Below are 16,394 nucleotides of genomic sequence, written 5' to 3'. Positions count from 1 at the left end.
GTGCTAGAATGAAATGCAGAAGGGGAGAGATGCATGTCGGGTGAAAAAACGGTGCGGGATTGGCTTCATCTTGCCGAAAAAGAGCTGAAGCGCTCACCGGATACACTCGTCTGGCACACGCCTGAGGGCATCGAGGTCAAGCCGCTCTATACGGCTGACGATCTGCAGAAGATTTCCCATCTCGACAGCCTGCCGGGATTTGCGCCTTTCACGCGCGGCCCGCGCGCCACCATGTATGCCGGGCGGCCCTGGACCATCCGCCAATATGCCGGTTTTTCCACGGCCGAAGCCTCGAATGCCTTTTACCGCAAGGCGCTCGCCGCCGGCCAGCAGGGTGTTTCCGTGGCTTTCGACCTCGCCACGCATCGCGGCTATGACAGCGATCACCCGCGCGTGGAGGGCGATGTCGGTAAGGCTGGTGTGGCGATCGACAGCGTCGAGGACATGAAAATCCTGTTCGACGGCATCCCGCTCGAAAAAGTCTCGGTGTCCATGACCATGAACGGCGCGGTCATTCCCGTGCTCGCCAGTTTCATCGTGGCGGGCGAAGAACAGGGCGTTCCCCGCGCCGCCCTTTCCGGCACCATCCAGAACGACATTCTCAAGGAGTTCATGGTCCGCAACACCTATATCTATCCGCCCGAACCCTCGATGCGGATCATTGCCGACATCATCGAATATACGGCGAAGGAGATGCCGAAATTCAACTCCATCTCCATTTCCGGTTACCACATGCAGGAGGCGGGCGCGACGCTGGTGCAGGAGCTTGCCTTCACGCTGGCGGATGGGCGCGAATATGTGCGGGCTGCTTTGGCCAAGGGGCTGAATGTCGATGATTTCGCCGGCCGCCTGTCGTTCTTTTTCGCCATCGGCATGAATTTCTTCATGGAGGCGGCGAAGCTGCGCGCCGCGCGCCTGCTCTGGTCACGCATCATGGAAGAATTCAAACCGCAGAAGGCCTCGTCGCTGATGCTACGCACCCATTGCCAGACTTCCGGCGTCTCGCTGCAGGAGCAGGACCCCTATAACAACATCGTCCGCACCGCGTTTGAGGCCATGTCCGCCGTGCTTGGCGGCACGCAGTCGCTACACACCAATTCCTTCGATGAGGCGATTGCCCTGCCGACGGAATTTTCCGCCCGCATCGCCCGCAATACCCAGCTTATCCTCCAGCATGAAACAGGCGTTACCAAGGTCGTCGATCCCCTGGCCGGTTCCTATTATGTCGAGAGCCTGACCGATGAACTGGCTGAGAAAGCCTGGGCATTGATCGAGGAGGTGGAGGCGCTTGGCGGCATGACCAGGGCGGTGGCGGAAGGCCTGCCGAAACGGCTGATCGAAGAGGCGGCAACGCGCCGCCAGGCGGCGGTGGACAAGGGCGAGGAGGTCATCGTCGGCGTCAACCGTTACCGTCTCGAAAACGAGGAAGATATCGATGTTCTCGATATCGACAATGCCGCCGTTCGCGCCGCGCAAATCCGCCGCATTGAGGAGACGCGCCGTCGCCGCGATGGCAAGGACGTGACCTCCGCCTTGGCAGCACTTTCCGAGATCGCCCGCAGCGGCAAGGGCAATATTCTCGAAGCCGCCGTTGTCGCCGCCCGCGCCCGCGCCACAGTGGGAGAGATTTCCGATGCACTGCGTGCGGTCTTCGGTGACCATGCCGCCGTGCCGGAGGTGGTGACTGATATCTACGGCGAGGCCTATAAGGATGAGCCGGAACTCGCCACGCTCGCAGCCCGCCTCTCCGGCGTTGCTGAACGGATCGGCACCAAACCGCGCATCATGGTCGCCAAGCTCGGACAGGACGGGCATGATCGCGGTGCGAAGGTCATTGCTTCGGCCTTTGGCGATATCGGGTTTGATGTGCTGGCCGGCCCCTTGTTCCAGACTCCCGTTGAAGCGGCGGATCTCGCCGTTCAGAACAGGGTTCATGTGGTCGGCATGTCGTCGCTCGCCGCCGGTCACAAGACGCTTGCGCCGCAGCTGGTCGAGGCGCTGAAACAGAAGGGTGCGGAAGACATCATCGTCGTGGTCGGCGGCGTCATCCCGCGGCAGGATTACCAGTTCCTGCTCGACCACGGGGTTTCGGCGATCTTCGGACCCGGCACCAATGTCATGGACGCGGCCAACAAGGTTCTCGACCTGCTCGAAGGCGTCAGGCGGAACGTGTGAGGGGAAGACGACCATGTTCGGAAGATTGAATCACGTCGCCATCGCGGTGCCCGATCTCGAAGCCGCCGTCACCCGATACAGGGCGCTTGGCGCAGATGTCTCCGAGCCGCAATCCCTGCCTGAACACGGCGTGACCGTGGTTTTCATTCAGACTGAGAATACCAAGATCGAACTCCTTCACCCCCTCGGAGAAAATTCGCCGATTGCCGCCTTTCTCGAAAGAAATCCGGGCGGCGGGACGCACCATCTCTGCTTCGAGGTGCCGGATATTGCCTCGGCCCGGGATGACCTCCTCAAAAAGGGCGTTCGAATTCTGGGTGATGGCCAGCCGAAGATCGGCGCTCATGGCAATGCCGTTCTTTTCCTGCACCCGAAGGATATGGGCGGCGTGCTCTATGAGCTTGAGCAGGTTTCTCAGACACACGGCTGAAACATAAATCTCCTAGGAGGCTGACGTTGTGACGCACCGCTCACGGCGGCGCTTTCATTTGCGTTCGATGGTTCGTTTGTTTTCTTTTGACATTCGTTTTGTTTTCGTTTTTATATAATTGTCTTTCCATAAGGGGTTTCTCCCCTGCATTGTCGCGGAGGCTTCATGTCCGGCGAAAACATTTTTGATCTTTTTGTCATCGGTGGCGGCGTCAATGGCTGCGGCATTGCCCGCGATGCTGTGGGCAGGGGTTATTCCGTGGCGCTTGCGGAAAAGGGCGATTTTGCCTCCGGCACGTCTTCGGCGGCCACCAAGCTCATTCATGGCGGTTTGCGGTATCTCGAACATTACGAATTCCGCCTCGTACGTGAAGCGCTGATGGAGCGGGAAATCCTCTGGGCCATGGCTCCGCATGTCATCTGGCCCATGCGTTTCGTTCTGCCCATTCAGAAGGGCGGAGTACGCCCGGCCTGGATGGTCCGGCTCGGCCTGTTTCTTTATGACAATCTCGGCGGCCGCAAACTTTTGCCGGCGACCCGTACGCTCGATCTTCGCAAGGACCCGGCGGGCAAGCCTCTGAAGCCGGCTTTTGCCAGGGCTTTCGAATATTCCGACGGCTGGGTGGATGATGCCCGTTTCGTGGTTCTCAACGCGCGCGATGCGGCGGATCGCGGCGCGACGATCATGAACCGCACGCGGGTCGTTTCCGCACGGCGCGAAGGCGGGCTGTGGCTCATCGAGACGCTGGACGAAAAAACCGGTCGTTCGGCCACGCATAAAGCGCGCATGCTGGTCAACGCTGCCGGTCCCTGGGTGGATACCGTGCTTTCCGGCGTCTTCGGGCGCAAGGATGTTCACAATGTCCGGCTCGTGCAGGGCAGCCACATCATCGTGCGCAGGAAGTTTTCCGATCCGCGCGCCTATTTCTTCCAGAACCCTGATAACCGCATCATCTTCGCCATTCCCTATGAGCGGGATTTCACGCTGATCGGCACCACGGACCGAGATTACAAGGGCGATCCGGCCAAGGTTCGCATTTCCGAGGAAGAGATTTCCTATCTCTGCAACGCGGCGAGCGACTATTTCAGCGAGCCGGTTCGGCCGGAAGACATCGTCTGGACCTATTCCGGCGTGCGGCCGCTCTTTGATGACGGCGCTTCGAAAGCGCAGGAAGCCACACGCGATTACGTGCTGAAGGTCGAACAGGCCGACGGCGAAGCGCCGCTCCTCAATATTTTCGGCGGCAAGCTGACCACCTATCGGCGGCTGGCGGAACATGCGCTGGAAAAGATCGGCGCGGCGATCGGCGAAAAGGGCAAGCCGTGGACGGCGGGCTCCCACCTGCCGGGCGGCGATTTCGGCGCGGAAAGATATGAGGTGCAGGTTCGGGCGCTCGTCTCCCGATATCCTTTCCTTGATGGACGCCACGCCGAGCGGCTTGTCAGAAATTACGGCACGAAGGCTGCAGAACTGTTGGGCAGCGCCACCGACGTGTCCAGTCTCGGCCGGCATTTTGGCGGCACGCTTTACGAATGCGAAGTGCGCTGGCTGGTTGAGCACGAATGGGCCTTTGCGGCCGAGGACATTCTCTGGCGCCGCACGAAACAGGGCCTGCGCCTGAGCAAGGACGAGGCCGCCGGTCTCGATGAATTCGTTGCCATGCTGACAGGCGGTAGGCAAAAGACCGAAGCCGTGGCGGAGCGGGCCTGAGCTTTCGCCAGGTTTTAGGTCAATTCCCCGAACTCCTCGGCGGCCTCTCGGGGCCGTCGGCGCTCAAGATGTAGTCGTCGGCGGCGGAAAGGGCGTGTTCCATATGCCCTTCGAACACCAACTCCGGCTCGTGAGGGGCGATTGCGATTTTCGGCATGCCGCCGAAACGCACTGCCTGTGACTGTGCAAGTCCATCGCGCAGGCCGCTTTCCAGAAGGTCGAAATAACGGGTGCCGGGGCCGGTGATGAAAACCGGCATATGGCCGTGCAGGCTGAAGAGGCGTGAAAGACCGTTGCCGAGCGCAAGGCCGGCGGTGCGGAAGGCAAACCGCGCCATTCGGCCCCCGGCGCGAGCCGAAGCGGCGATCTTGTCCACCTCGGCGATCGGCACGAATTTTGCCGGTTCTGCCTGCGGTGGGGCCTCGAAAGCCGAGCGCAGGATTGCATAAAACCCGGAATAGGCCTCGATACAGCCTCTGGTGCCACAACGGCACAACGCACCATCGGCCAGATGCAGCATATGCCCGAAGTTGGGCGCGCTGACCTCGATCGCGCCGCCGGTGGCACGGGCAATGCCTAGCCCGATGCTGTGGCCGAGCGACAGGGTGACAAGCGCATCCGGTGCTGGACCGTCCTTTGCGTGCTCCCGTATCCAGATGGCTTTTGCGGCCAGCAGCGTTTCGTTGTTCAGCGTCACGCGGGTGCGGCCGTCTTGCGAAATAAGCTGCTGGAAATCTATCTTTTCGTTGCCGAGCACCGGCGACCAGACGAGCACTGCCGTTGCCGCATCCACAAGCCCCTTACTGCTAATCGAGACCTGAAGAATGTCGTGGCGGTTGATGCGCGAGCGGTCCGCAAGCCTCGCAAGGCCCGCCAATATCGAACCTCCGAACGAGCCTTTTTCAGCCGTGATCCTCTGCTCGGTAAAGCGATCCACCAGCTTGCCGGCATAATCGACCAGCGAATATTGCACGCTGTCCGAGGAGATGATGACGATGGCGACGTGGCAGAAGGCACCATCAGGCCCGAAGAGGATACGAGGCCGCCCGCGGCCGGCCGTGGCAAGCTGCTCTTTCCTGAGAATGAGCCCCGCACGTTCGAGTTCCATGGTGATGGCGGAAACAGTTGCGGAGGCAAGCCCGGTGAAAGTCGACATGTCGGTGTGGGAAAGGCTGCCGTGCAGACGCAGTGCCGCCATCACCGACAGGCTGTTTTTCTGGCGCACCAGTTCCGTACTTGCAATGGCGGACATGGGCTGGGGCATGCTCCCTGAACGGCCTTTTTCCTGTCGTGCTGATCCCCTCTGATGGCGCATGCCAGAAGCAAGATCAAGGCACCCGGATGCTGCCCGCAGCCGTTGTTGACAGCATGGGGAATCTCTGACATTAATTTTCTCGACTGTCGAGAAAATTGTGAAACCACAGAGACCGACAGCTTTTTCCGGGCGTTTTCCCTGCATGGAGGTGCAGGCTTCGCCCTTACCGGGAGGACATCATGAATTCTTTTGCCAAGCTTTTGGCGGGTACGGCCGTACTCGTTTCCCTTCATACTGCCGCTATTGCTGCTGATCTCGTCGTTGGCGTTTCCTGGTCGAATTTCCAGGAAGAACGCTGGAAGACGGATGAGGCGGCCATCAAGGCAGCGCTCGACAAGGCCGGCGCGAAATACATCTCCGCCGATGCGCAATCATCCGCCGCAAAGCAGCTGACCGACGTGGAATCGCTGATTTCCCAGGGCGCCAACGCGCTGATCATCCTGGCGCAGGACAGCGACGCGATTGGCCCGGCCGTTGAAAAGGCCGTTGCCGAGGGTATTCCGGTCGTTGGTTACGACCGCCTGATCGAAAACAAGAACGCCTTCTACATTACCTTCGACAACAAGGAAGTCGGTCGTCTTCAGGCTGCCGAAGTCTTCAAGGTGAAGCCGGAAGGCAACTACGTCTTCATCAAGGGCTCATCTTCCGATCCGAATGCGGACTTCCTTTTCGCCGGCCAGCAGGAAGTGCTGAAGGCCGCCATCGACGGGGGCAAGATCAAGAATGTCGGCGAAGCCTATACCGATGGCTGGAAGCCGGAAAATGCCCAGAAGAACATGGAACAGTTCCTGACCAAGAATAACAACAAGGTCGATGCTGTCGTCGCGTCGAACGACGGCACGGCCGGTGGCGCAATCGCTGCTCTTGCCGCGCAGGGCATGGCGGGTTCGGTGCCCGTTTCCGGCCAGGATGCCGATTTCGCCGCGCTTAACCGCGTCGCACTCGGCACGCAGACGGTTTCCGTCTGGAAAGACAGCCGCGAACTCGGCAAGGAAGCGGCCGGTATTGCGCTCGCGCTTGCTGGCGGCAAGAACATGACGGAAATCAAGGGCGTCACCGCCTTTGACGGCGGCCCGAAGAAGGTCACGATGCAGTCGGTCTTCCTCAAGCCGATCGCCATCACCAAGGACAATCTGAACGTCGTGATCGATGCCGGCTGGATCAAGAAGGAAACGGCCTGCCAGGGTGTGAAGGCCGGATCCGTCAAGGCCTGCAACTGATCGACTATGTCCCGGTTCGGGCGCTGCGCCATGGTTCATGGCGCAGCGCCTTTTAAGATGTGAGGAGCACCGGCAGTTCATGGCCGATATGACCCAATCCAATTCCCCAGCGTCCGCCAAGACGGAAAAGACAGGCTCCATCGCGCGCTTCATCAGCGCAACGGAGCTTGATACCCGCCTGCTCGGCATGGTCGGCGCGCTTCTTCTGATCTGGATCGGATTTCATATCCTGTCCGGCGGCCTGTTCCTGACGCCGCGAAACCTCTGGAACCTTTCCGTGCAGACCGCGTCCGTGGCTGTCATGGCGACCGGTATGGTGCTCGTCATCGTCACCCGCAATATCGACCTGTCGGTCGGGTCGATCCTCGGTTTTTCCGGCATGATCATGGGTGTCACGCAGGCGGAAATCCTGCCGCAGCTTCTCGGCTTCGAACATTGGGCGACATGGATCGTCACGCTTCTGGTCGGTATTCTCGTCGGCGGCGCCATCGGCATGCTGCAGGGTTCGATCATCGCCTTCCTGAATGTGCCGTCCTTCATCGTCACGCTCGGCGGCCTGCTGGTCTGGCGCGGCGGCACCTGGTTCGTCACCAGCGGCCGCACCGTGGCGCCGATGGATTCCACCTTCCGCCTGATGGGCGGCGGCACCAGCGGCTCGATTGGCGCGACATGGAGCTGGGTCGCTGCCATCGTCGCCTGCGTCGCCATTGTCGCTGCAATCCTCAATTCCCGCCACCAGCGCCGCCGTTTCGGCTTTCCGCTGCGGCCGGTCTGGGCGGAATATTTTCTGGTGGCGCTCGGCTGCTTCGTCGTCGTCGGTTTCGTGGCGGTGGTCAACAGCTATCCCTGGCCGATCAACATCGCCCGCAACTATGCCGATGCCAATGGCATCTCCTGGCCGGATGGTGGCCTGTTCATTCCGCACGGCATTGCCATACCGGTGCTGATGGCGCTCGCCGTTGGTGCAGTGATGACTTTCATTGCCACGCGGCTGCGCTTCGGACGCTATGTGTTCGCCATCGGCGGCAATCCGGAAGCGGCCGAACTCGCCGGCATCAAGACCCGCTGGGTCACGGTGAAGATATTCACGCTGATGGGCGTTCTGTGCGCCATCGCGGCGGCAATCTCCACTGCCCGCCTCAATGCGGCAACCAACGCCCAGGGTGAACTGGACGAACTTTATACGATCGCGGCGGCGGTCATCGGCGGCACCTCGCTCGCCGGCGGCGTCGGCACCATAGCGGGCGCGATGCTCGGCGCGCTCGTCATGCAATCGCTGCAATCCGGCATGGTGCTCGTGGGCATCGATACGCCTTTCCAGCGCATCGTCGTCGGTGTGGTTCTGGTCGTCGCCGTCTGGCTCGACACCATCTACCGCGCCCGCGCCAAGTAAGAACCGAGGAGAACCCCAATGACGGACCAAGTCACGCCCCTCGTGGAAATGCGCAATATTTCCATTTCCTTCGGCGGTATCCATGCGGTGGAAAACGCCTCAGTCGATCTTTTCCCCGGCGAGGTGGTCGCCCTTCTCGGCCACAATGGTGCGGGCAAATCGACGCTCATCAAGATATTGTCCGGCGCATACCGGCGGGATGGGGGCGATATCCTCATCAACGGCGAGGATGTGGATATCCGCAATCCCCGCGACGCCAAGAAATACGGCATTGAAACCATCTACCAGACGCTGGCAGTGGCGGATAATGTCGATGCGGCGGCCAATCTTTATCTCGGCCGTGAGCTGAAGACGAAATGGGGCACGCTTGATGATGTCGCCATGGAGGCCTCGGCCCGCGAGGTCATGGGGCGTCTCAACCCCAATTTCCGGCGGTTCAAGGAACCAGTGAAGGCATTGTCCGGCGGTCAGCGGCAATCCGTTGCCATCGCCCGCGCCATCCTTTTTGACGCCCGCATCCTTATCATGGACGAACCGACGGCTGCACTCGGGCCGCAGGAAACCGCGCAGGTCGGCGATCTCGTCAAGGAGCTGAAACGGCAGGGCATCGGCATCTTCCTCATCAGCCACGATATCCACGACGTCTTTGATCTGGCGGACCGGGTATTCGTGATGAAAAACGGCAAGGTGGTCGGCCATGCCCGCACGGAAGATGTGACGAAGGACGAGGTTCTCGGCATGATTATTCTGGGCAAGGTGCCATCAGGTGCTGTGGCAGGTCCGGGCGCGGTCGTGTCCTGACATCTGTCTTCGAATGAAATAAAGATATAAAGATTTCTTTATATCTATTGACATCGTGACGCCCGTGGTGAGAAATGCGGGTGTCATGGTTCTCCGGGCCTGATTGTTTCAATCCCGGAGCTAAGAGGGAATCCGGTGCGCCGTTGGATCGGCAATACCGGAGCTGCCCCCGCAACTGTAAGCGGTGAGCCTTTGTCCATCAACGTCACTGGGGTGAAAGCCCCGGGAAGACGGGCAAAGGTGACGACCCGCGAGCCAGGAGACCTGCCAGGGCAAAATAACGTCCACGGGCGGGGTGTCCCGGTGGTTGCTCGTTGGCCCGGCAACGGCTGGGCCCGCACGCGTCCGCTTTACCCATGCCCCCACAACCATCTGGGGTATGACAATGTCAAACAAGACCATTCCAGTCGCATCGCTCGGATTTCCGAGGATTGGCCGCCGTCGCGAACTGAAATTCGCGATTGAAGGCTTCTGGTCGGGAAAGATTTCCGAAGCAGTACTTCTCGAAACCGCCGCTAAGCTGCGCGCCGAAAACTGGGCGCTTCAGCAGCAAAAGGGGATTAGCCATATCCCGTCCAACGATTTTTCCCTCTATGACCACGTCCTCGATACGGCTGCGATGGTCGGTGCCATCCCGTCCCTCTACGGATGGACGGGCGGAGAGGTGTCCATGTCGACCTATTTCGCCATGGCGCGCGGCAGCCAGAGCGAGGCGCATGCAAGTTGCGGTCATGTGCATGAAGGACATGCGCACCACGGTCAGGGCGTTCCGGCGCTGGAGATGACCAAGTGGTTCGACACCAATTATCATTACATGGTGCCGGAGGTCTCCGAGGATCAGCATTTCGCGCTCACCTCGCAAAAGCCGGTCGATCATTTTCTCGAGGCGAAGGCGCTCGGCATTCATACGCGCCCGGTCATTCTCGGGCCGGTCACGTTCCTGAAGCTTGCCAAGGTGCGTGAGGCAGCCTTTAAGCCGCTCGATCTGTTGGCAAAACTGTTGCCCGTCTACGAAGAGTTGCTACACCGCCTGCGTGCGGCCGGCGCCGACTGGGTGCAGATCGACGAACCCGTGGCTGTATTGGACCTTTCCGAGGGGGAACGCCACGCGCTGACTGTGGCCTATCAGCAATTGTCGAAAGCCGCCCCGGATCTGAAAATCCTCGTGGCCACCTATTTCGGCGGTCTCGAGGATAATCTGGAGGTCGTTGCCGCACTTCCGGTCGCGGGTCTTCATGTCGATCTGGTGCGTGGCCCCGGTCAGTTCGAGGCGGTGCTGAAGGCGTTGCCCGAAAGCCGTGTCCTGTCGCTCGGTGTCATCGACGGCCGCAATATCTGGCGCGCCGATCTCGCCGCGATTATCGACCGGCTGGAAGCTGCAATTGCCGTGCGGGGTGCGGAAGCGTTTCAAATCGCGCCTTCATGCTCGCTGCTGCATGTTCCGGTCGATCTTGAACTGGAAACCGGTCTCGATGCCGATCTGAAAAGCTGGCTTTCCTTTGCGACCCAGAAGCTCGGCGAGCTTGCCACGCTCGGCAGGGCGCTCGGTGAAGGCAAGGCCATCGTCGCGGCGGAACTGGAAGCCGCCTCCAGGGCAGTTGTCGCACGCGCATCCTCGTCAAAGGTGACTGATGTGGCCGTTCAGAACCGCATCGCAACGATCGGCGATGCCGACAGGAAGCGGGCGAATGCCTTTACCGAGCGGCAGAAGGTGCAGTCGCAGGCTATTGCGCTGCCGCTTTTCCCGACGACCACCATCGGCTCCTTCCCGCAGACGCCGGAGGTGCGAAAGGCCCGCTCCGCGCATTCGAAGGGTGTCCTGACAGATGCGCAATATGAAAGCTTCCTGCAGAAAGAAACCGAAGCAACCATTCGCTGGCAGGAGGATATCGGTCTCGACGTCCTCGTGCATGGCGAGTTCGAGCGCAACGACATGGTGCAATATTTTGGTGAACAGCTTTCCGGTTTCGCCTTCACCCAGCATGCGTGGGTGCAGAGCTACGGCTCGCGTTACGTGCGTCCGCCCATCATCTTCGGTGATGTGTCGCGGCCGAAACCGATGACGGTCCGCTGGTGGGAATATTCCCAGTCGCTCACCGACAAGCCCGTCAAGGGCATGCTGACCGGACCGGTGACGATCCTTAACTGGTCCTTTGTCCGCGATGATATCGCCAGAAGCCTGACATGCCGGCAGATCGCGCTCGCCATCCGCGATGAGGTCAACGATCTCGAGGCAGCCGGTGCACAAATGATCCAGATCGATGAGGCAGCTCTTCGCGAAGGCCTGCCGCTTCGGCACCGGGACTGGCAGGATTATCTCGGCTGGGCGGTGGAATGCTTCCGTATTTGCTCCGGCGGCGTGGATGATCGCACACAGGTGCACACCCATATGTGTTACTCCGAATTCAACCAGATCATCGATGCCATTGCGGCGATGGATGCCGACGTGATCTCCATCGAGACCTCGCGGTCGAAGATGGAGTTGCTGGATGCGTTTCGGACTTACAAATATCCGAACCAGATCGGTCCCGGCGTTTACGACATCCATTCGCCGCGTGTGCCTGATGTTGGAGAAATGGTCGATCTTCTGGCGCTGGCGCGGGAGCGCCTTGACGACCGGCAGCTCTGGATCAACCCCGATTGCGGCCTGAAGACCCGCAAGTGGGAGGAGGTCAGGCCGGCCCTCGTCAACATGGTTGCCGCCGCCGTCGAGCTTCGCCGCGCGGCGCCCTGATATGAAGTGAGGCCTGGCAAAACCGGGCCTCACTCATGGCTTGCGCCAATAAAATGTGGAGGAAGATATGTGAATGACTCTCCTGCTGGATGGAGCCAGCCGGACAGACAAGACGTTCCCAGGCTTTCACGACTGGAGGCCGGCGCGGAAACGATCACGCCTGCAGGTTCATGCCGTTGCGAAAACGTTCAATGCAGGTCGGCCTGTGCCAAGGCGCTGACATTGATTTCTGCGTTTACCAGCGGCAGACCCTGCTGATTGATGTCCTGGGCCAGCGACAGCAATGCCATTTCCAGGAAATAGGTCGACATGCCCAGTTCCAGAGACTTCGAGCGCTGGCAAAGATAGGAAACCATCCGCCCGAGCGCCAGAATCTCGTCTGCATTGTCCTGTTCAAGTATAGCTGTGGTAGACGCCACCATGATTCCCTCTCGACAGTCGACAGTATGAAAACGCTTTGATGTTGCGTTGTTCATTTTTGACCACATCGAGCGTCACGCGAGCGTCACACCTGCGTCAATTGTCGTTTTTGTCTGCCGGCGCGCTGGCATTTTCCGCCGCTTCAGTCGCCGCAAGCGATGTCACGAGGGCGACGATGCTTCTGCGCACGGCGGCGCTCTTGATGCGCGAAAAGGCCTGGTTGAGCGAAAAGCCTTCATTCGAAGCCACGAAGGTCTGCATGGCGTTGATCGTGCCAAGAGCCGGATTTGACGGGTCGCCATCGGGCGTGGCATTGGCGAACAGGGAGCTGACCTCCACGCCGAGGATCGATGCAATGGCCTGCAGGCGGGACGCGCCGACGCGGTTGGCGCCCTTTTCATATTTCTGGACCTGCTGGAAGGTGATGCCCAATCGCCCGGCCAGCGCACTCTGACTCATGCCGAGCGACTTGCGGCGCATTCTGATCTGTGCGCCGACATGGACGTCGATCGGGCTGGGTAGTTTGGCCTGCATTACAAATTCCTCCGGTTGAGGTTCTTAAATCCGATGATTATCAATTAATATTGTTGAAGGTATACATTCAACACAATTTCCACGGGTATTATGAAGCTTTATTGACAAAATAGCACGGTTTTTTGTTCATAATCGCGTGTCCGGGCCGCGATTTATTATTTTTGTCGCGCAACGCAACGCACCGTTGCGGCTTGAAAGATGGCTCCATCCGGCCACACCGATGGCCTGAAAGCCGAATCTGTCCCAAATTTTCCGATTCATCGCGTCGAATTCCTCAAGCGCTTCCCTATCGCCGAAATGCGGAATCCAGACGAATGGCCGTTTCTGACCGGAACGTGTGACATTTTCAAGAAGGACATTGTTGTAAAGTCTGGGCAGACATTTGTTGGTATCGATGGCCGGTGAAACCGGGATGGGATTTCGTTCAATCGCAAAGCCTTGCCGCACAAGCGAAAGGGCCGAGGCGTCCAGCTTTCGTTTCAGATCGGTTGCGGCGCGGGCATTGCATCCGCCATGCGCGACGGGATCGGCAACGAGCAATAACGGCCGGCCCCCGCTTCTCAGACCGGTGACGGAAACGAACTGGTCAACGTGGAAGCCGCATTGGTGCATTCTTTCGCCGGCAATCTCCGCTCCGCAAATTGGAGTCGCGGAAGGAGTCAGAGATGCCGGGATAGTGCCGAGATCCTCCGGCCGATACCCGAAACTGAACACGCTTCGGTCGTCGAGAGCCTCAACCTTTCGCCATCGTTGCGACGGGATGGCCGCATTTCTTCCGATCCCACTGTCATCCTGCAGGCTAGAATGGCCCACCAGCCGAAAATCCGGGCCGACGAGCTGATTGCCCCCCGCCAAGGCGACATCGGAATACCTAGTTGCCGCTCCCAGATGCTCGGCCAGACTGACCCCGACGGCCTTTTCCGCCGCCAAAACAAACTCCGCACTGGCATATCCGTCGCGATCATTTCTCCGCACATGGAGCATATCCTGCAGCCATGGATGCGAAACGCTGTCGTTTCCGGCAAGGGGTATCAACTCGGTGGGGCAGTGGGTTGGCAGGCCGTCGAGCCAGCTTTGTGCGGGCGCAACACAGGCGCGATCGACCACGATAGCGGCAGCGATATCCGCAGGCAGGGCTGAAAGCAGGTTTCCGATGGGAATGAGCGGAGAAACGGTGTCAGCGGGTCCGTTGTCCGCAAAAAAGGCGGCAGGCAATGCGAACGCGATCGTGCGGATCAGCCCACCGCAATCGGGCACCAAAGGCAGTGCCGTGGACTGGACGGCGTTCAAGACGTCTTGTCCCCTGCCGTCTGCCGTGCAGTCAATTGCTGGAAAAACATCGTGTTCTGCAGTTTCCATGATGGCGGCGGGAATGGCAGCGTCTCGCCCGAGAGCACCGCCAGAAGCCTCGTCGCATCGTTTCTCTTGACGGAAACCGCATTGGCCGCGAGCAAATCTGCCGTCACAGAGCCGAGGCCGGCTTCGGCAGCGATGGAGCGCCATGTCCTGCGGGTAAAATGCAGGTTGCTGGCGGCACGCGCGAGCGCGTCATATTGCTCCGGGGTGAGCGCTTCACGGCAGGCCGCAAGCGTCGCTTCGGCGTCGACCAGCGCGACTGTCAGCGGGCGGTAGGCGAGTTCGCCGGGTGCATGGCTCACCGCCACATCGGCATCGGAAAAACGTTGCCCGTTCCGGTAGGCCTCGAAAATCTCACCGATGCCGATCATACCGAAGGAAGCGCATTCCGCCGCCCGGAGCGCACCCATGCTGGCGGCGCCGAAAACGCTGACGCCGCTGGACAGCGCATAGAGGATTTCCTTGTGCCAGACGGCGGCGCAATCGCCGTAAAGCCCGTCGATCAGCCCGATTGCCCCGATGCCTTGCCGGACCGCATCGAAAATATCGCCGCAAGCCGCCGGACCGCGAAGATCGAGGCCGGACATATGTTCGCCGGCGATGCCGTGGATGGACGGGCCTGCAAAAACCACCGGCTTCATCCGAGGCCTCCGACAGTCAGCAAGTGATCGAGGGTGCGCTGCGAGATGTGCTGGAGCCCGCCGCCGGCCGGGGCAAGGCCACTTGCCAGAACCCGCACCACATGCAGGCCGGCTACGTCCGTTTCCAAAGGAAAGACATAGATATCCTCGATGCCGCCGGCGAAAAGGTGCGTCGCAAGCTGGCGCCATGGCGGCGAAGACACGGCACTATCTGCAAAATCGAGATTGACCGGCACCCTTTCCACCGGCGGTGCGCCGGAGGCCGAAGGCCCGGCCGCAACCATATCCCGCTGGTAGCGGAGAGGGGAAAGATCGTCCCTCGCGCCGCTGATATCGGTCAATCGCGACTGGATCGCCTCCAGCAGCGCAGCAATCGCAGCGCCATGCATATCAAGCCGGCAGGCCGCGCCCGCGGCGCTGCGGGTGGTCGGCCCGTCCTTAGCCTGAAGAGAGCGGGACAGGCTCGCCATCACCACCGGCACGCCAAGCCCATTCGTCATGTCGAAGAAGGACGGCAGCAGCCCGATATCCGACAGGCGTTGAACAAGACCGTCAAGGGAAGGATCGACGCCCGCCGGAATGAGGATCGGTTGAGGTGCGATGGCGCGTGTTTCGAAAGTGTCGACGAGGAAGCAGGCGTCATTTTCAATGAGTTCGAGCAGGGCATGGAGAACCGCATGGTCATGGTCGAATCCGGCCGCGAGCCCTTGGGAACTCATGCGCAAGGCTCGCCGGTCCCATGGGAAATCCACGCGGAAATCCATGCCGACGAGTTCATAAGGGGCAAAAACCTCCCGCTGGTGGCGAATGGATGTTCCCTTTACCCAGGCGCGTTCTTTTTGCGGATGGAGAGTGTCCGGATCGACCCGGCCGACGGTTTCGAAAGGAACCAGGGGAACGCCTTTGTCCCGCATCTCCTGAATGGAGCCGAAAATGGCGATATGTTTGCGGGTGTCTTCGGCAACCGCGCCTTCGATTGCCTCCATGATCGCCGATAGCCGGGCCTGTTCCGCGACAAGCCCCTTGCCCTGCGATACCGACAGCCCGCGTGAATTGGGCCGGGTGGCGAACCAGACGGGAATGCCGATGATGTCGAGGCCGGTGACATCGCCGACACGGGTAATCCCGAACCGCCGAAGCAGTCCGGGATCGAAGAATGAAGCGTCTGCCTGCCTTGAAGCCGCGGTCGCTGACATGGGAGCATCGGCGCCGGTCAAGGCTGCGCGACCGCGATCAGGGTGCCGCGTTGCCGTCGTCGGCAAGGATGGCGTCGAACAGCTCGCCGGTGACGGAGCCGGCCGGGCCGACAGCCTTGAGGGCGGCTTCGATCGGCGCCTGTACCATGCGGTTGAAATCCCAGCCGGCGTCGCTCACTTCGCCGATAAAGGCGAAATCGGCTTCGGAAACCACGGCGCCACCGGCGACGAGGGCTTCGATGCCCTGAATCTGAACCTGGTCCAGTTCCGCTTCAGGCTGGCCGTTCTGACGAACGAGCATGGACTTTGCGGCCGCTGCCACGCGGGCATAACCATCCACGCCGGGATGGTTGGCTTCATAGGCGGCAATCGTCTCATGCGACACGGACGCAACCCGCAGCGGCGCCGTGCGAATGAAGAGAACGCCGAAACCCTTTTTTCCGACAATGAAGAAATGCGAGGACATAAT

The 16,394-nt window shown here is 60.4% G+C and carries 14 protein-coding genes and 1 riboswitch; of the genes, 7 read left to right on the top strand and 7 right to left on the bottom strand.

The window, feature by feature from the left end; genetic code table 11:
• Positions 1-33 precede the first annotated feature (33 nt).
• From scpA to V6R85_RS11900, 3 genes are all read left to right on the top strand, one after another.
• On the top strand, positions 34-2,175 hold the full coding sequence (scpA, locus tag V6R85_RS11910; protein WP_087745906.1) for a methylmalonyl-CoA mutase: 2,142 nt from the start codon (positions 34-36) through the stop codon (positions 2,173-2,175).
• A 13-nt stretch (positions 2,176-2,188) separates the two neighbouring features.
• The gene (gene mce, locus V6R85_RS11905) at positions 2,189-2,605 is read left to right on the top strand and encodes a methylmalonyl-CoA epimerase (RefSeq protein WP_111833913.1); all 417 of its coding nucleotides are present in this window, start codon (positions 2,189-2,191) and stop codon (positions 2,603-2,605) included.
• A gap of 165 nt (positions 2,606-2,770) precedes the next feature.
• Complete coding sequence (locus V6R85_RS11900; protein WP_111833912.1) at positions 2,771-4,315, top strand: glycerol-3-phosphate dehydrogenase; 1,545 nt, start codon at positions 2,771-2,773, stop codon at positions 4,313-4,315.
• A gap of 19 nt (positions 4,316-4,334) precedes the next feature.
• On the opposite strand, the gene V6R85_RS11895 is transcribed toward V6R85_RS11900, so the two are convergent.
• A complete protein-coding gene (locus tag V6R85_RS11895; RefSeq protein ID WP_162695480.1) occupies positions 4,335-5,567 on the bottom strand; it encodes an ROK family transcriptional regulator in 1,233 nt (410 codons plus the stop codon).
• A 242-nt stretch (positions 5,568-5,809) separates the two neighbouring features.
• Between V6R85_RS11895 and xylF the strand changes: the two genes are divergently transcribed.
• From xylF to metE, 4 genes are all read left to right on the top strand, one after another.
• The gene (gene xylF / locus V6R85_RS11890; RefSeq protein WP_336377056.1) at positions 5,810-6,850 is read left to right on the top strand and encodes a D-xylose ABC transporter substrate-binding protein; all 1,041 of its coding nucleotides are present in this window, start codon (positions 5,810-5,812) and stop codon (positions 6,848-6,850) included.
• A gap of 79 nt (positions 6,851-6,929) precedes the next feature.
• On the top strand, positions 6,930-8,243 hold the full coding sequence (locus tag V6R85_RS11885) for a sugar ABC transporter permease (RefSeq protein WP_111833910.1): 1,314 nt from the start codon (positions 6,930-6,932) through the stop codon (positions 8,241-8,243).
• 18 nt (positions 8,244-8,261) lie between these two features.
• On the top strand, positions 8,262-9,044 hold the full coding sequence (locus V6R85_RS11880) for an ATP-binding cassette domain-containing protein (protein WP_111833909.1): 783 nt from the start codon (positions 8,262-8,264) through the stop codon (positions 9,042-9,044).
• A 69-nt stretch (positions 9,045-9,113) separates the two neighbouring features.
• Positions 9,114-9,330: riboswitch (cobalamin riboswitch) on the top strand.
• Between the two features lie 99 nt (positions 9,331-9,429).
• A complete protein-coding gene (gene metE, locus V6R85_RS11875) occupies positions 9,430-11,778 on the top strand; it encodes a 5-methyltetrahydropteroyltriglutamate--homocysteine S-methyltransferase (RefSeq protein WP_111833908.1) in 2,349 nt (782 codons plus the stop codon).
• A gap of 188 nt (positions 11,779-11,966) precedes the next feature.
• On the opposite strand, the gene V6R85_RS11870 is transcribed toward metE, so the two are convergent.
• The 6 genes from V6R85_RS11870 to V6R85_RS11845 form a co-directional block, all read right to left on the bottom strand.
• Positions 11,967-12,200, bottom strand: a complete 234-nt coding sequence (locus V6R85_RS11870) for a hypothetical protein (protein ID WP_026364026.1) — start codon at positions 12,198-12,200, stop codon at positions 11,967-11,969.
• A gap of 94 nt (positions 12,201-12,294) precedes the next feature.
• Positions 12,295-12,732: a helix-turn-helix domain-containing protein gene (locus tag V6R85_RS11865; RefSeq protein ID WP_020012131.1), complete on the bottom strand. Its 438-nt coding sequence runs from the start codon at positions 12,730-12,732 to the stop codon at positions 12,295-12,297.
• Between the two features lie 126 nt (positions 12,733-12,858).
• Positions 12,859-14,022 carry a hypothetical protein gene (locus V6R85_RS11860; RefSeq protein ID WP_031234105.1) on the bottom strand — a complete coding sequence of 388 codons (1,164 nt, stop codon included), beginning with the start codon at positions 14,020-14,022 and terminating at the stop codon, positions 12,859-12,861.
• Complete coding sequence (locus tag V6R85_RS11855) at positions 14,019-14,729, bottom strand: TfuA-like protein (protein ID WP_060724939.1); 711 nt, start codon at positions 14,727-14,729, stop codon at positions 14,019-14,021. The genes V6R85_RS11860 and V6R85_RS11855 overlap by 4 nt, the downstream gene beginning before the upstream one ends.
• Positions 14,726-15,925: a YcaO-like family protein gene (locus V6R85_RS11850; RefSeq protein ID WP_060724992.1), complete on the bottom strand. Its 1,200-nt coding sequence runs from the start codon at positions 15,923-15,925 to the stop codon at positions 14,726-14,728. The genes V6R85_RS11855 and V6R85_RS11850 overlap by 4 nt, the downstream gene beginning before the upstream one ends.
• Before the next feature lie 37 nt (positions 15,926-15,962).
• Complete coding sequence (locus V6R85_RS11845; RefSeq protein WP_060724938.1) at positions 15,963-16,391, bottom strand: hypothetical protein; 429 nt, start codon at positions 16,389-16,391, stop codon at positions 15,963-15,965.
• Between the last annotated feature and the right edge of the window lie 3 nt (positions 16,392-16,394).

This window comes from Agrobacterium sp. CCNWLW32, from assembly GCF_037083425.1.
GTDB classification, from domain to species: domain Bacteria; phylum Pseudomonadota; class Alphaproteobacteria; order Rhizobiales; family Rhizobiaceae; genus Agrobacterium; species Agrobacterium radiobacter.
This window is presented reverse-complemented; position numbering and strand designations above follow the sequence as displayed.

Bases quoted from the DNA above. Each gene is read 5' to 3' on its own strand.
- V6R85_RS11845 (WP_060724938.1), bottom strand. From the start codon at position 16,391: ATGTCCTCGCATTTCTTCATTGTCGGAAAAAAGGGTTTCGGCGTTCTC.
- V6R85_RS11880 (WP_111833909.1), top strand. From the start codon at position 8,262: ATGACGGACCAAGTCACGCCCCTCGTGGAAATGCGCAATATTTCCATT.
- xylF (WP_336377056.1), top strand. From the start codon at position 5,810: ATGAATTCTTTTGCCAAGCTTTTGGCGGGTACGGCCGTACTCGTTTCC.
- scpA (WP_087745906.1), top strand. From the start codon at position 34: ATGTCGGGTGAAAAAACGGTGCGGGATTGGCTTCATCTTGCCGAAAAA.
- V6R85_RS11855 (WP_060724939.1), bottom strand. From the start codon at position 14,729: ATGAAGCCGGTGGTTTTTGCAGGCCCGTCCATCCACGGCATCGCCGGC.
- V6R85_RS11900 (WP_111833912.1), top strand. From the start codon at position 2,771: ATGTCCGGCGAAAACATTTTTGATCTTTTTGTCATCGGTGGCGGCGTC.
- metE (WP_111833908.1), top strand. From the start codon at position 9,430: ATGTCAAACAAGACCATTCCAGTCGCATCGCTCGGATTTCCGAGGATT.
- V6R85_RS11885 (WP_111833910.1), top strand. From the start codon at position 6,930: ATGGCCGATATGACCCAATCCAATTCCCCAGCGTCCGCCAAGACGGAA.
- mce (WP_111833913.1), top strand. From the start codon at position 2,189: ATGTTCGGAAGATTGAATCACGTCGCCATCGCGGTGCCCGATCTCGAA.
- V6R85_RS11895 (WP_162695480.1), bottom strand. From the start codon at position 5,567: ATGTCCGCCATTGCAAGTACGGAACTGGTGCGCCAGAAAAACAGCCTG.
- V6R85_RS11870 (WP_026364026.1), bottom strand. From the start codon at position 12,200: ATGGTGGCGTCTACCACAGCTATACTTGAACAGGACAATGCAGACGAG.
- V6R85_RS11850 (WP_060724992.1), bottom strand. From the start codon at position 15,925: ATGTCAGCGACCGCGGCTTCAAGGCAGGCAGACGCTTCATTCTTCGAT.
- V6R85_RS11865 (WP_020012131.1), bottom strand. From the start codon at position 12,732: ATGCAGGCCAAACTACCCAGCCCGATCGACGTCCATGTCGGCGCACAG.